The 15,383-nt window shown below is 45.2% G+C and carries 14 protein-coding genes; 6 read left to right on the forward strand and 8 right to left on the reverse strand.

What is annotated here, in order from left to right; all coding sequences use genetic code 11:
* The first annotated feature begins 3 nt into the window (after positions 1–3).
* Positions 4–954 carry a hypothetical protein gene (locus tag ACLI09_RS13270; protein WP_411420111.1) on the forward strand — a complete coding sequence of 317 codons (951 nt, stop codon included), beginning with the start codon at positions 4–6 and terminating at the stop codon, positions 952–954.
* Here the strand turns inward: ACLI09_RS13270 and lptB are convergent.
* The 5 genes from lptB to ACLI09_RS13295 are packed head-to-tail and all read right to left on the reverse strand — an operon-like array spanning position 949 to position 5,497.
* Positions 949–1,764 (reverse strand): LPS export ABC transporter ATP-binding protein, encoded by an 816-nt coding sequence (gene lptB, locus ACLI09_RS13275; protein WP_411420112.1) that lies wholly within the window; start codon positions 1,762–1,764, stop codon positions 949–951. The two genes, ACLI09_RS13270 and lptB, sit on opposite strands and share 6 nt — an antisense overlap.
* Before the next feature lie 10 nt (positions 1,765–1,774).
* A complete protein-coding gene (locus ACLI09_RS13280) occupies positions 1,775–2,131 on the reverse strand; it encodes a carboxymuconolactone decarboxylase family protein (protein WP_411420113.1) in 357 nt (118 codons plus the stop codon).
* 2 nt (positions 2,132–2,133) lie between these two features.
* A complete protein-coding gene (gene tatC / locus ACLI09_RS13285; RefSeq protein ID WP_411420114.1) occupies positions 2,134–2,964 on the reverse strand; it encodes a twin-arginine translocase subunit TatC in 831 nt (276 codons plus the stop codon).
* Between the two features lie 18 nt (positions 2,965–2,982).
* Positions 2,983–4,524, reverse strand: coding sequence for a hypothetical protein (locus ACLI09_RS13290; protein ID WP_411420115.1), 1,542 nt, complete (start codon positions 4,522–4,524; stop codon positions 2,983–2,985).
* Positions 4,525–4,531: 7 nt separating this feature from the next.
* Positions 4,532–5,497 carry an SIS domain-containing protein gene (locus ACLI09_RS13295; RefSeq protein ID WP_411420116.1) on the reverse strand — a complete coding sequence of 322 codons (966 nt, stop codon included), beginning with the start codon at positions 5,495–5,497 and terminating at the stop codon, positions 4,532–4,534.
* An 88-nt stretch (positions 5,498–5,585) separates the two neighbouring features.
* On the opposite strand from ACLI09_RS13295, the gene recQ reads away from it, so the two are divergent.
* Positions 5,586–7,781: a DNA helicase RecQ gene (gene recQ, locus ACLI09_RS13300; protein WP_411420117.1), complete on the forward strand. Its 2,196-nt coding sequence runs from the start codon at positions 5,586–5,588 to the stop codon at positions 7,779–7,781.
* 80 nt (positions 7,782–7,861) lie between these two features.
* Here the strand turns inward: recQ and ACLI09_RS13305 are convergent, their stop codons facing one another.
* On the reverse strand, positions 7,862–8,128 hold the full coding sequence (locus ACLI09_RS13305; protein ID WP_411420118.1) for a hypothetical protein: 267 nt from the start codon (positions 8,126–8,128) through the stop codon (positions 7,862–7,864).
* Between the two features lie 103 nt (positions 8,129–8,231).
* Here ACLI09_RS13305 and ACLI09_RS13310 point away from each other — a divergent pair, with 103 nt between their 5' ends.
* Together ACLI09_RS13310 and ACLI09_RS13315 are read left to right on the forward strand one after the other, a co-directional pair.
* The gene (locus tag ACLI09_RS13310) at positions 8,232–9,302 is read left to right on the forward strand and encodes a DUF2891 domain-containing protein (protein ID WP_411420119.1); all 1,071 of its coding nucleotides are present in this window, start codon (positions 8,232–8,234) and stop codon (positions 9,300–9,302) included.
* 164 nt (positions 9,303–9,466) lie between these two features.
* On the forward strand, positions 9,467–11,023 hold the full coding sequence (locus ACLI09_RS13315; RefSeq protein WP_411420120.1) for an NAD(P)/FAD-dependent oxidoreductase: 1,557 nt from the start codon (positions 9,467–9,469) through the stop codon (positions 11,021–11,023).
* Positions 11,024–11,351: 328 nt separating this feature from the next.
* Here the strand turns inward: ACLI09_RS13315 and ACLI09_RS13320 are convergent, their stop codons facing one another.
* Both ACLI09_RS13320 and ACLI09_RS13325 read right to left on the reverse strand, forming a co-directional pair.
* On the reverse strand, positions 11,352–12,251 hold the full coding sequence (locus ACLI09_RS13320) for a glycoside hydrolase family 25 protein (protein ID WP_411420121.1): 900 nt from the start codon (positions 12,249–12,251) through the stop codon (positions 11,352–11,354).
* Between the two features lie 8 nt (positions 12,252–12,259).
* On the reverse strand, positions 12,260–13,000 hold the full coding sequence (locus ACLI09_RS13325) for a CDP-alcohol phosphatidyltransferase family protein (protein ID WP_411420122.1): 741 nt from the start codon (positions 12,998–13,000) through the stop codon (positions 12,260–12,262).
* A gap of 183 nt (positions 13,001–13,183) precedes the next feature.
* On the opposite strand from ACLI09_RS13325, the gene ACLI09_RS13330 reads away from it, so the two are divergent.
* Both ACLI09_RS13330 and ACLI09_RS13335 read left to right on the forward strand, forming a co-directional pair.
* On the forward strand, positions 13,184–14,173 hold the full coding sequence (locus ACLI09_RS13330; RefSeq protein WP_411420141.1) for a PorV/PorQ family protein: 990 nt from the start codon (positions 13,184–13,186) through the stop codon (positions 14,171–14,173).
* 19 nt (positions 14,174–14,192) lie between these two features.
* Positions 14,193–15,359 (forward strand): DUF4105 domain-containing protein, encoded by a 1,167-nt coding sequence (locus ACLI09_RS13335; RefSeq protein WP_411420123.1) that lies wholly within the window; start codon positions 14,193–14,195, stop codon positions 15,357–15,359.
* The last annotated feature ends 24 nt before the right edge of the window (positions 15,360–15,383 follow it).

Here is a 15,383-nt window from a genome sequence, read left to right on the forward strand (position 1 = left end):
TATATGAAAAAGTTTATACGCGCGCTTGTTTGCTTTACGGTATTAATGGCGGTAATGTACCTGCCGCTGCTTTTTATATGGGGAGATGCGGCACCTTACTGGGTGTATACCAGCCTAAAATATAAAAGAGGCCACAGTAATACGCCGCGGATGCTTGACGAGGCCCGGAACACATCCGGACCGGACATCTTAATACTTGGGTCATCACACGCGTACCGCGGTTTTGATGTTAGGATATTTAGCAATGCCGGATATACTGCATTTAACCTTGGATCGAGTTCGCAAACACCATTACAAACGTTTGTGCTGCTACAGCGGTACCTAAAAACAATACATCCAAAATTTGTTATTTATGAGGTGTATCCGGGTACATTTAGAGATAAGGGTATTGAAGGCGCTGCCGACCTGATATCTAATGACATGAATGATTCGCTTACTTACAATATGGCGTTAAATGTAAATCACCTTATAATATATAACACGCTTGCCTACGGTTATTACCACGACATTACACGGGGTAAAAATGTAAAAACTAATACCGACTTAGCAGCGGAAGATACCTATATACCCGGTGGCTATGTAGAAAAAAAGCTTACGTATTATAAGAACATGCCTGCACGCAGAAAACATGCCATACATTTTAATGAAAAACAAATGGCTGCTTTTGAAAAAAGTATAGCTTTATTAGAAAAAAGCGGGATACAATATGCCCTGGTTTTTGCTCCAGTGCCAAAAAGCACCTACAATGCATTTTCTAACACGCAGGATTTTGAAGTCTATTTTAACAGGTGGGGCAGGTACTACGATTATAATACGAGAGTTGACCTTAATGACTCGCTCCATTTTTTTGACAACAACCACCTCAACCAGCGTGGGGTTGAACTATTTAACCGCGAATTACTAAAGAACAACGAAATATTCAGCCGCATACCTAAAGATGACAGGGGATTATAGCCCGCTGTCGTCTTTATTGATAGTAGCCTCATTATTACTACTTTCTTCCTCCTTGCCCGGCTTGGGTTTATGAAAGTCAATCTTCTTTTTACGGAGTTCAAAGTTTTGGCCCAGGTAAACCTTGCGCACCATTTCGTCGCTGGCAAGGTCTTCCGGTATACCGGCCTTAAGTATGCCTCCTTCAAACATCAGGTAGGTCTTATCAGTAATGGCAAGGGTTTCCTGTACGTTATGGTCGGTTATTAATATACCTATATTTTTATCTTTTAGCTGGGCTACAATCCGCTGTATATCCTCTACTGCTACAGGGTCTACCCCGGCAAAGGGCTCATCCAGGAGGATAAACTTAGGGTCGGTAGCCAGTGCGCGGGCTATCTCGGTACGGCGGCGCTCGCCACCCGAAAGTAAATCGCCCCGGTTAGTGCGGATGTGCTCCAGGCTAAACTCCTCTATAAGCGATTCCATTTTAGCTTCCTGCTCCTTTTTAGTCAGGTTAGTAAGCTGCAGTACGCTAAGTATATTATCCTCAATACTCAGTTTACGGAAAACCGATGCCTCCTGTGCCAGGTAGCCTATGCCATTTTGTGCACGCTTATACATAGGGAAATCGGTAATTTCCATCTGGTCAAGGTATATCTTGCCACTGTTTGGCTTTACAAGCCCCACAATCATGTAGAACGACGTTGTTTTACCGGCACCGTTAGGTCCCAGCAACCCTACAATTTCGCCCTGGTTTACCTCTACCGAAATGCCTTTTACCACACTACGGCCCTTATAGGTCTTTATTAAATTTTCTGCCCTTAATTTCATCGTTGGTTATTTAGTTTCCGGCTGTATTTTCTTCCAGCGCCTCCCAAAATTCGTATGCCCTGCGCAGGTGCGGTATTACTATAGTACCACCCACAAGGGTCGCTATGCTTAGGGCTTCCATTACCTGTTCTTTATTCAGCCCTTCTTTATGGCAGGTTTCCAGGTGGTATTTTACACAATCGTCGCAGCGCAGTACGGCACTGGCCACCAGGCCCAGCAGCTCTTTAGTCTGTACGCTTAGCGCCCCTTCCATATACGCATTTGTATCAAGGTTAAAAATACGCTTAATTACCTTATTATTGTCGGCCAAAAGCTTTTCGTTCATCTTTTGGCGGTAGCCGTTAAATTCTTCTACTACGTTTGCCATAATTATGATGTTGTTGTTAGTTCCTTAGCCCTTATACGGTCTATACGGGCTGCTATGAGTATACTGGCTTCATATAAAATTACCAGCGGTATGGTTACTATGGTTTGGCTTATAACATCGGGCGGGGTTACAATAGCAGCAATGATAAGTATGATAACCAAAGCATAGCGCCTGTATTTTCTTAGGAAAGCTGCCGATACCAGCCCCAGTTTAGCCAGGAAGTATATTATAATGGGCATCTCAAAAACAAGGCCACAGGCTATAACCGTAGTTTTTACGAGGCTAAGGTAGGACTCTACGTCAATATTATTTTCTACCACGTCGCTAATCCTGTAATTGGCCAGGAAGTTTATAGACAATGGCACAATAAGAAAATACCCAAACAATATCCCTAAAAAGAAAAGTACTGATGTGGTGAGTATAAACCACACGGCCATTTTGCGCTCTTTCTCATACAATGCCGGGCTTATAAAACGCCATAGCTGGTACAATATGTATGGAAAAACCAGTATAAATCCTGCCGTAATAGACGTCCAGATATCGGTATTCAGCTGGCCCTCCATGTCGCGGCTTATAAGCTCAAAAGGAATTTCGGTAACACAAAAGCTCTTGTCCAGGTCATACTTGTTAGCAAGGTCACAAAAAAACCGGTAGGTAATAAAGTCCGACTTTTTTGGTGCAAAGATTATATTGTCAAAAATAAAGCCACTGCACGCAAATGCCACACAACCGCCTATTAGTATAGCAACAAAACTGCGTACCAATAGCCAGCGAAGTTCTTCAAGGTGGTCAAGAAACGACATTTCGTCGCCTTTGTTTTTATTTTTAGCCATAATAGTTTTTAAAACCTGTTACTGTTTAAGCCGCTGGTACACCCGTTGCGGTACTTTGTTCATATCCTTGCCCTGTATTTGCATTAGCGCCAGGTATTTGCTGTAATGTTTTTTTGCAGTTTTCCAGTGTCCGCGGTCATTCTCCCAGTAGGCATCGGCCAGGTTCAGCCAGGCCACTGTACGGTCAGGAAAGCTTTTTGTAATGTTATCCAGCAAAAATATAGCAGAATCTGTTAGCGAAGCCTTTTTTTCCTGATTGTACGGGAGCAACTCAAGGATGTAAAAAGCTATGTCGTTATATTTTTGTACATTTTTTGCGGTTAGCGGCTCATTAACAAACAATTGCTCTATTTCGCGCTTATCTGGCAAATCAGAGCATAAATTTTCAAAGCTATTGGGCTCTTCTTTTTTGGCAAGATGCTTGTACAGTTCGTTAAGGGTATACCTGCGCCCATAGCCGTAACAATAATGGCAAAAATTGTAGTCCTCAGGAATACTGAAAGCAGTCTCTAATGACTCCATACGCTCCTCATCATACGAAAAATAATCTTCGCCAAAATTACAGGTTACTGTCATCTCACCCTTATTATTAATAGCATTACTGCGGTATATATAACGGCGGTACTTGCAGAGCATGGCGGTATTATACTTTTTTGAGAGGGTAAAATAAAAGGTTTTCGAATCAATATCGGTATTCCATGTACCAGGCAAATCTACCATAACCATAAGGGTATCGCCCTTAAAACGTATGTTATCTTTAAGATAATCCGTTTTAAGCACTTCCATGGCATTAGCATCGCCATATGTAACACTGTGGGTTGCCCAGTCTATTTTATATAGTTCAGGCTCATTATCTTTATCAATATCAAATGTTTTGGTATACTTAAGCGTGGGTGTAAAGCCATCTTTCCAGTTAAACAAGGGCGCTTTGACCTTCAGTACCGGATCCATGTAGGTGTCATATTCAGTAAGAGGCTCAGTGCTTACATATTTATTAAACTTCAGTAACTCTTTACCCGCCCTGTCAACATAGGCCAGTTGCGATGTATTGCCTTTACGGCTTACGCTTGTAATACGGGCAGAATCCAGCCAAGAACCAATATAAAACTTATTAGCACCTTCATTATCAGCTTCAAAAAAACCTTCATCAGTTACCGTGTTTGCCGCAACATAGTACAAGTTAAACGCTTCCCATTCCTCAACATACTGTTCGCAAACTATGTAATATGATTTTGCAGATTCCGAGTAATAAAATTGCAGGTAGTGTTCCGGGTCATCCATACCCTCGCTAACCCATTCGCTTATCGGCTTGCCATTGTTTACAAACCTTATAACAGCCCAGCAGGTAAAATCGCACACATCATCATGCACAGCTACCTGTAAAGAAAGCTGCCCATGCTGAAGTACGCAGTACTCAATACTGCCTTCCCTTTTATATTGCACAGATGGTGTAACCTTTTTAAAGTCGGTTATATCGCCAGGAGGGTTTGCAAACGCAAAAGGTATAGCTATGAGCCAAAGCACGATAAGCAGTATACCTTTATTGTTTTTGCCTCCCATACGTTTATTATACTATCCCCTCTTTTAAAATATCGTGCAGGTGCAGTATGCCTTTATACTCGCCGTTGTCTATAACCACAAGCTGGGTTATGGCATGGTTTTCCATAATATTAAAGGCATCAACCACCATGTGTGCCGATGTTATTGTTTTAGGGTTTCTTGTCATTACATCTGCCGCGGTAATTCCGGCTATATTATCGCGGTCGTTAAGCATACGCCTCACGTCGCCATCGGTTATTACACCCGTTACAGTGCCATTATCTACCACTGCTGTAACACCCAGCCTTTTTGCCGATATTTCGTGTATCGCCACTTTTACGCTGTCGCCCGGTTGTACCATAGGCTTGTGTGTGGCATCGAGCATATCGCCCACATGCAGCAGCAGCTTTTTGCCCAATGCGCCACCGGGGTGGTATTTTGCAAAATCTTCTGCCGTAAAGCCGCGCAGCTCCATAAGGCACACCGCAAGGGCATCACCCAGTACCAGCTGTGCCGTGGTGCTGTTTGTGGGCGCCAGGTTCAGCGGGCAGGCTTCCTGTTCTACATACGCATGCAGCACAAGGTTGGATTGTTTACCAAGGAAAGAATTTTTATTGGCCGTCATGCCTATCAGTACATTGCCGCCCCGTTTTAAAAGGGGGACAAGCGCCTTAATCTCGGGGCTGTTGCCGCTCTTGCTGATACAAATAACCACGTCACCCGGCTGCACCATACCCAGGTCGCCATGTATGGCCTCGCCGGCATGTAAAAATATCGAGGGGGTACCGGTGCTGTTTAAGGTTGCCACAATTTTAGCCGCTATAAGCGCGCTCTTGCCTATTCCGGTAATTATTGTGCGCCCCTGCGCCTCATAAATGGTGTTAACACTGTCAGTAAAATCGTCATCAAGATAATTTACAAGGGCGGCAATGCTCTCACTTTCAGAAAGTATTGCCTTTTTGGCCACTGCCAGTAGGGCTTGAGTATCAATCAAATCGTATGAAAAGTTTTATTAGTTGTTGTTATTAAAGATTTTTGTATCTTTAGTTCTGCAAATTTATGTAAATTACTATAATGATATAATGAAATCGACCGAAATTGACTTACATAAAGAGTTAAAAAAATATTTTGGTTTTAACAAATTCAAGGGGCTGCAGGAAGAGGTGGTACGCAGTATTATTTACGGCAACAACACTTTTGTAATCATGCCTACAGGCGGTGGCAAATCGCTTTGCTACCAGCTGCCTGCACTGGTTCTTGAAGGCACTGCCATAGTGGTGTCGCCACTTATCGCACTAATGAAAAACCAGGTAGATGCCATCCGCGGACTTTCGGCTGACCCGGGTATAGCGCACGTGCTTAACTCATCCCTTACCAAAACCGAAATAGCCCAGGTTAAAAAAGACATAACCTCAGGAATTACCAAGCTGCTCTATGTAGCCCCGGAATCGCTCACCAAAGAAGAATATACCGCGTTTTTACAAACCGTGCCGCTGTCTTTTGTAGCGATAGACGAAGCCCATTGTATAAGTGAATGGGGGCACGACTTCAGGCCGGAGTACCGCAACCTGCGCACCATAATACGCAACCTGGGGGATATTCCCATTATAGGGCTTACCGCCACAGCAACTCCAAAGGTACAGGAAGACATACTGAAAAACCTTGACATGCCCGATGCCAATACCTTTAAAGCATCGTTTAACAGGCCAAACCTGTATTATGAAATACGCCCGAAGCAAAAAACGGTAGAGGGCGACATCATACGCTTTATCCGCCAGCACAAGGGCAAAAGCGGGGTTATTTATTGCCTTAGCCGTAAAAAGGTTGAGGAAATAGCCCAGGTACTTCAGGTAAACGGTATAAGCGCCGTACCCTACCATGCAGGGCTTGATGCAAAAACCCGCGCCCGCCACCAGGACATGTTCCTGATGGAAGACGTAGAAGTGGTAGTGGCTACCATAGCCTTTGGCATGGGTATAGACAAGCCCGACGTGCGCTTTGTGATACACCACGACATCCCTAAATCGCTGGAGAGTTATTACCAGGAAACCGGGCGCGCGGGGCGCGATGGCGGCGAAGGCCACTGCCTGGCCTATTACGCCTACAAGGACATAGAAAAACTTGAGAAATTTATGAGCGGCAAGCCCGTAGCCGAGCAGGAAATAGGCTTTGCACTACTGCAGGAAGTGGTAGCCTATGCCGAAACATCTATGAGCAGGCGCAAGTTTTTGCTGCACTACTTTGGTGAAGAATTTGACGAGGAAAACGGCGACGGTGCCGATATGGATGACAACGTGCGCAACCCTAAAAAGAAGATTGAGGCGCAGGACCAGGTGGTAACGCTGCTAAAAATAGTGCGCGACACCAAGCAGATGTACAAAAGCAAAGAAATTATATTTGCCCTTACCGGAAAGATAAATGCGGTAATTAAAGCCCACAAAACTGATACACAGCCTTACTTTGGCATAGGCAAAGACTTTGACGAAAAGCACTGGATGGCGCTCATCCGCCAGGTGCTGGTGGCCGACCTGCTGGATAAGGATATTGAAACCTACGGTATCTTAAAGCTTACCAAAAAAGGTGAAGCGTTTATAGAGAATCCTTCGTCATTTATGATGACGGAAGACCATGTGTATAGCGAAAACGACGACGAAAATACGGTTACTGCCACAAAAGCTACCAATGTGGCCGACGAGGTACTTACCAACATGCTGAAAGACCTGCGTAAAAAAGTAGCCAAAAAACTGGGTGTACCGCCGTTTGTGGTGTTCCAGGACCCATCGCTGGAAGATATGGCGCTTAAATACCCCGTTAACATAGAAGAGCTGGGTAGTGTACATGGCGTGGGCGAAGGCAAGGCCAAAAAATACGGTAAAGAGTTTGTAGACCTTATAGCCCGCTACGTTGAGGATAATGACATCATACGCCCGGACGACCTTGTGGTAAAAACCACGGGGGCTAACTCGGCGCTAAAGCTGTACATCATACAAAACATTGACCGCAAGCTGCCGCTTAACGACATAGCCAAAGCCAAAGGCCTGGACATGGAATCCCTGCTGAAGGAAATGGAACAGATAGTTTACAGTGGCACCAAGCTTAATATTAAGTACTGGGTAGACGAAATACTGGACGATGAGCAGCAGGAAGAAATCCACGACTATTATATGGAATCAGAATCAGACTCTATTAAAGATGCCCTGAAAGAATTTGACGGCGATTATGACACCGAAGAGCTAAGGCTTATGCGCATAAAATTTATAAGCGAAGTAGCGAATTAAAAGCCCCCCAAGCCCCTAAAGGGGGAGTTTGTAAACCATAAAAAATCTCCTGTAAATAAACTTGCAGGGGATTTTTGCGTTCAGCGGAGTTCCCCCTTTGGGGGGTAGGGGGCTTCATAAACCTCCCCCCTATGCGGCTTTAATGCATCCCTTACGGCTATCATGTGCTCATCGGTTACTACCATCCAGGCAATGGCGTGCATATCGGTAAGGATATCGAAGCCGGTAATATTCAACGGTAGTTTTTCGAGGGCTATAAATTCCTTAAGGTGCTTTTCGTGGTGTTCGGCAATCTTCGCGCCATCCGGCCCACGGAAATCCCAAATCAGTTTTATTTGTCGAGACATGTAGTTGTAAAGTTTAATGTTGTAAAGTTATAAAGTTTAGGCACAACGCAACCTACAATCCAGATACTATTGAATTTTTCTTACTTTTGAAAAAACCCACACAATGAAACTCCTCACCACTGCCCTGCTGTTTGCTACCAGCCTAACCTTTGCGCAGCAACTCACTATAGAACGCGCTAACGGCCTGGCAAAACTGCCCATAAAATGCCTGCAGCAGGAATACCCAAACAAGCTCGGCCAGCTGCTTAATGACAGTACTGAGATTGCCAACCCAAAAACCCTGCACCCTGCCTTTTACGGCTGTTTTGACTGGCATTCATCAGTGCATGGCCACTGGAGCCTGGTATATCTGCTAAAGCATTTCCCTAATTTAGAAGGACGCGAGGAGATAATAACCAAACTGAACACCAACCTCAGCAAAGAGAACATTGCCCAGGAAGTAGCCTACCTGACCAAGAAGCACGAAAAATCTTTTGAGCGCACCTACGGCTGGGCATGGCTTCTCAAGTTGCAGCACGAACTTGACACCTATGATGCGCCTTTTGCTAAAAAACTGTCGCAAAACCTGCTGCCGCTTACACAGCTTGTAGCCGAACGCTATATCGAATTCCTGCCTAAACTGAACTACCCGTTACGCGTGGGTACGCATTCTAATACGGCTTTCGGATTATCTTTTGCGTGGGATTATGCCGTGCATTCCAAAAACACCGCACTGCAAAACAGCATCCGCGAAAATGCATTGCGCCTTTTTAAGGAAGATAAAAATGGGCCTTTTGACTGGGAACCCAGCGGAACTGATTTCCTTTCACCCTGTATGGAGGAGATAGGGATTATGCAGCGTATTATGCCCGAAAAAGAATTTATGAAATGGCTGAAGGATTTTGCCCCGAAGCTGTTCGATAAAAATTACAACTGGGAACCCGGAAAGGTGTCTGACCGTACCGATGGCCTACTCGTGCACCTTGACGGCCTTAACTTTAGCCGTGCGTGGAACTTTTACCACCTGGCAAAACAGTTCCCCAAACAGCTGGGCCACCTGAACGCCCTGGCTGATACACACCTTAACTATTCCCTCCCCGCTGTGGTCGACGGCAATTATGAGGGTGAACACTGGCTGGCGAGTTTTGCACTGCACGCGTTTGAGGAAGCCCCCCGGCCCCCGAAGGGGGAGTAGTGTTCAGTGGTCAGTCGCAGTTGGCAGAGGCCTCACCCCCAGCCCCTCTCCGAAAGAGAGGAGAGCAGCTTCACTCGGATGTAGATTGTGTATCGGACTTCGGACATCCGACATCGGACTTGAAACAACTTTAAACTTGCAACAAAAAACAGTACTTTTGCCCCATGCCGAAAGAACTCTCATTACAGGTAGCGCCCGAAGTAGCGGCGCAAATGCCGATGCTCATTTCGCACGTGGCGAAGCAGCTTAGCGTTAACCCTGCCGACATAAAGCACATTGCAATACTTAAGCGCAGTATCGACGCGCGCCAGAAAGCCATTAAGGTCAACCTTAAGCTACAAGTATACCTTAATGAAGAGTACCACGAAACCACGATACCCTTGCCAGAATATAAGGACGTGAGTAATGCCAAAGAGGTAATTATTATTGGCGCCGGGCCTGCAGGATTATTTGGTGCATTACAGTTAATTGAGCTTGGCTTAAAACCCATAGTGTTAGAGCGCGGTAAGGATGTGCAGGAACGCCGCCGCGACCTTAAGGCCATAAACCGCGACCATATAGTTGACGAAGATTCTAACTATTGCTATGGCGAAGGCGGTGCCGGTACCTATAGCGACGGCAAGCTCTACACCCGCTCTAAAAAGCGCGGCGATGTAGACCGCATACTCCAACTTTTTGTGGCCTTTGGCGCTTCGCCCGAAATATTGGTGGAAGCCCATCCGCACATAGGTACCAACAAGCTCCCGAAGATAATCAAGGCCATGCGCGAAAAGATAATCGAATTTGGCGGGCAGGTGCTTTTTGAAACCCGTGTTACCGATATCCTCATTAAAAGCAGTGCCGTAACCGGGGTGGTTACCCAAAAGGGCGATACCATAAAAGCCGACAAGATTATACTGGCTACCGGCCACTCTGCCCGTGATATTTTTGAATTGCTCGACCGTAAAAAGATATTTATAGAGGCCAAGCCGTTTGCCCTGGGCGTTCGTGCCGAGCATCCGCAAGCGCTCATAGACAGCATACAATACAGCTGCGATTTTAACTCAGGCCGTGGCGACTACCTGCCCCCTGCCCCCTATGCTATTGTAAAACAGGTGGGCGGGCGCGGCATGTACTCGTTCTGTATGTGTCCCGGTGGGGTTATTGCCCCATGTGCCACCAGCCCCGGCGAGGTGGTTACTAATGGGTGGAGCCCCAGCAAGCGCGACCAGGACACGGCAAATTCCGGCATAGTGGTCGAACTAAAGCTGGAGGATTTTGCCCCATTTGCAAAATTTGGCGCCCTGGCAGGAATGGAATTCCAAAAGGCGATAGAGCAAAAGGCATGGCACCTCGCCGGTGAAACCCAGCGTGTGCCCGCCCAGCGCATGGTCGACTTTACCCAAAGCAAGCTTTCAGCAGATATCCCTAAAACCTCATACGTTCCCGGTACTACGCCGGTTGAACTGGGGCAGGTATTCCCGGGCTTCCTTACGCAAACACTGCGTGAAGGGTTTATGGAATTTGGCAAATCGATGCGAGGCTACCTGACTAACGAGGCCATACTGCACGCGCCTGAATCGCGCACCTCATCGCCCGTGCGTATACCACGTGATAACGAGACCTTAGAGCATCTACAAATAAAAGGCCTCTACCCCTGCGGAGAAGGCGCCGGTTATGCAGGTGGTATTATTTCAGCTGCTATTGATGGGGAGAAGTGTGCTTTGAAATGTATTGGTTAATATATTAGAATTTTGGTATTTTAGATTGTATGGACTGCCCAGTATATTAGAATTTAAGCATATCAGTATTTTAGACTGTTCAAACATAGATTAGCTTAATATATAACGAATTAAAGTAAGTAATAGCCGCACTTCGACAGGCTCAGTGTGACTATTACTTACTTTAATTTCAGGCAAAAATATCTTAAATATACAGTCAGGCTGAGCATGTCGAAGTCGGCTGTATATTTAAGATATTTTAGGCAAACAGATTGTTGGATTTTTCGACAGTCCGATTATCGGGAATGAGTGAGCAATTGGTACATTGAAATATAAAAAAATTGCTATATTATTGAATTTGCAGCTTTTTCAACCCATCAAGGTTGCCGTTATAGATATTAACATCCACGGTACCATCAATACCCTTAACAGCACCTTTATCGGTAAACTGCCAGAAGAGCCATTCCTTGCGTATCTCTTCTTCAAAAAAGCTATAGTTGGCTATCCAAAGGTTGTATTCTGTAAATTCTTCCTTTAAAAAATCGGTATAATAGCTTTCACCACTATAGATGATTGGCTTCACACCATAATGGCCCTCAACTTTTACGAGCCATTTGCGCAGCCCGCTTTTAAGGCTGTCAATGCTTTGCACCCCGCTTACTTTTTCTATATCTAAAACCGGGGGCAGGTCGCCTTTGCCAAGTTTTACCGTTTTTATAAAATTATCTGCCTGTTTAATCGAGTTTTCGTCGGGGCGGTAATAATGGTAGGCTCCACGTATAAAGCCTGCTTTTTTAGACTGTTTCCAGTTGCGTTTGTACTCGGTGTCGGCACCGTCTACCCCGGCGGTGGCGCGGATAAAAACAAAATCGAGCGGAATGTCGCCTTTAGTACGCTCAATGCTGTCCCAGTTGATGCTGCCCTGGTAATGCGAAATATCAAACCCAAAAACACGGTCCTTATGGCGGCTCACAATTTCGTAAATACGCAGGTCGCCTATTTTCTTTTCGTCTTTGGTAATTACATCAATGCGCTTGCTGCTCTTAAAGCCCAGGTAATATAGTACCCCGTGACGGTAGTGGTATATGCCCGCTACTATAAAAGACAGAAACAGCAACAGGAGCGACCACCGCAATATCTTAAAAGGCGTAGTAGCAGATGATGTAGTTTTCTTTTTAGCTGCAGGCTTACGTACAGCCTTTATGGGCGCTTTAGCCTTAGGCGGCACAGTACGTTTCGGGGCAGCCATGCAAAGGTTTAGGCTGTTTTAGCCCAGAGTTTGTTGTTCACTACCGATAAAATAACATACAGCATTATGATAAGCGGTATGGCTATATATTGCAGCGCAAACAGCAACAGTATGCTCAGTATAAGGAAAGTGAACTGCAACTTATTGGTTTCCCAGTTCAGGTACTTAATTTTTAATGAGAAAAGCGGAATTTCGGCATTCATAACAAAAGCACTTACCAGGCAAATCCCTATCAGGATAAAAGGGTTACTAAAAATTGGCGCCAAAAACGGATAGGTATCATTATAGGCAATTATGGGCAGGCTCATAATAAAGAGCGCGTTAGCCGGTGTGGGCAGGCCAATGAACGAGTCGGTCTGGCGCGTATCCACGTTAAATTTGGCAAGCCTGTAAGCCGCGCCAAGGGTAATAACAAAACCTAAGAACGGCAGCAGCACTATATAGCCGGAATCCCAGGTAAGGCCGGCATTGTCATCCATTATAATGTTTTCTATCATCTTAAACATGGCTACGCCGGGCACTACGCCGCTGGTTACCATATCAGCAAGCGAGTCGAGCTGTAGCCCTAAAGGGCTTTGCACCTTAAGCGCTCGGGCGGCAAAGCCGTCCCAAAAGTCGAAAAATATGCCCATGCACACCCAAAAGAAGGCCATGCCAAGGTTAGCATTATATGCATAATCAAGGGCGATAAGCCCCGAGGTGAGGTTTAAAAGTGTAATGATATTAGGGATATGCTTTTTTACAGACATAGCGGTTAACTTTTATCGGCAAAGGTAATACAATAAAGTTAATAGAAACGGAGTTTAGTAATTGAGATTTTTATATCATATTTGCACAAAATTACCGTGTTGGGAAAATTATTTACCGCCATACTTTTACTTACAGGCCTTGTAGCCACCGCGCAAACTACCCGGAAATACTCCAATGAGTTTATGAGTATAGGGGTAGATGCCGCCGCTTTAGGTATGAGTAATGCTGTAACTTCAAGCACAGGTGATGTAAATTCAGGCTACTGGAACCCGGCGGGCCTTATGGGTGTAGAGGACAAGCAGCTTGCGCTGATGCACGCCAGTTATTTTGCCAATATTGCCCAGTATGACTATGCCGCCTTTGCCATGCCTATAGACGACCGCAGCGTCCTTGGTGTATCGGTTATCCGCTTTGGGGTAGATGACATCCTTAATACCACACAGCTTATAGACGACCAGGGCAATATCGACTACAACCGCATTTCCCTTTTTTCTACTGCCGATTATGGATTTACCCTAAGCTACGCACGCAAGGCTCCGTTAGACGGCTTTACGTATGGTGTCAATGCCAAAGTAATTCGCCGTATCATTGGTAAGTTTGCCAACTCGTGGGGTTTTGGGTTTGATTTTGGCATGCAGTATGAAACCAAAAACGAATGGAAGCTGGGCTTTATGCTGCGCGATATTACCACTACCTATAATGTTTGGGCCATAGACGAAGAAGAATTTAACACCATAAGCGGCGCGGTAGCCGGCCAGAACCAGGAACTGCCCGAAACTACCGAGATAACATTGCCAAAGGCGCAGCTGGGTACTTCTAAAAAATTTATGTTCCATAATGATTACAGCCTTATGGCAGCGGTAAACCTTAATATGCAGTTTGCCAAAACAAACGACATTGTTAACCTCGACTTTGTAAGCATTGACCCGGCCGTGGGTTTAGAGTTTGGCTATATCGATATGGTGTTCATCCGGGCGGGCGCGGGAAATTTCCAGAACGAGATGCAGCTGGATAATACACAGAAGGTTACCTTCCAACCCAATATAGGCGTGGGTTTTAAGTACCGCGGTGTGCAGGTAGACTACGCCCTTACCGACATTGGCGACCAAAGTGCAGCATTATATTCAAATATTTTTTCTCTTAAAGTAGATTTGGGTATCTTTAGGCACTAAAAATCCTTAAACCAAAAACATGCGTATCCTTCCCCTGTTACGATTGTTGGCGATTGTTTTATTGCTGGCCCTGCCGCAATATGCCCGAACGCAAACGCCCCTTAGCGGGCAATCATCCATTTCATTATTAACCTGCGGCCCCGGTGACGAACTGTACTCTGTCTTTGGCCATACCGCCATCCGGGTGTATGACCCTGCCACACTTACAGACATAGTGTACAACTATGGCACATTTGACTTTAGCACCCCAAATTTTTACCTGAAATTTGTAAAAGGCGACCTTAAATACTTTGTATCGGCAAGCAGTTACACCGATTTTGTATCTGCCTACCAATATTATGGCCGCGATGTTTTTGAGCAAAAACTAAACCTTACACAAGCCCAAAAACAAAACATTGCAAACGAACTTGCCGCAACGCTCATTTCTGAAGACCGTTTTTACACCTATAAGTATTTTCACCGCAATTGTACCACCATGGTGGGTGACGTACTGCAAAAAAACCTTCCGGTAACCATTTCACAAAAAAATGAAGATTCGGGAAAAAGCTACCGAAAGATAGTGATTGAAAGGCTGGACAACAGCTTTTATGAGAACCTGGGTATCAGCCTTATCTTTGGGTATAAAACCGATACAGAGCTGCATAACCTTTTCCTGCCGGTGCATTTGATGCAGGGCATAGACAATACTAAATTAGCCGACGGCACACCGCTGGCACAACCCGCGCAGGCTGTTGTAAAAGGCAATTTTGTGGCAGGAAAATCGTGGTTAAACAATTACTACACCTGCGCCTTTATATGCCTTCTGCTTATGATATTCAGTAGCAATATAATTGTCAGGAGGGTACTTTACACCGTTTTTGGCCTGCTGGGTGTTTTCTTTTGCTTTGTAGGCCTTTATTCCTTTCATACGGAGGTAACGCAAAACTACAACGCGCTGCTTATTAACCCACTGTTTTTATTGATGCTGTACTTTAGCCTTAAACGCAATGCTGTGGCAGAACGAAAACTGAGTTATGTACTGCTGGGCATTATGGTACTGTATGTACTGTTTATGCTTAATAAGCCACACCTGTTTATTATGCTGCCCCTTATAGCGGTGGTAGCCGTAATGCTCGTTCGCCAGGCCATACCGCTAAAAGGAAAGGGATGGCAAAACTCACATATTAAAACCAAAAAGCACGCGTAAAGCAAAATTGTTTCGCTATTTTTG

The sequence above is a fragment of the Flavobacterium sp. RHBU_24 genome, assembly GCF_046613695.1.
In the GTDB taxonomy this organism is placed as follows: domain Bacteria; phylum Bacteroidota; class Bacteroidia; order Flavobacteriales; family Flavobacteriaceae; genus Flavobacterium.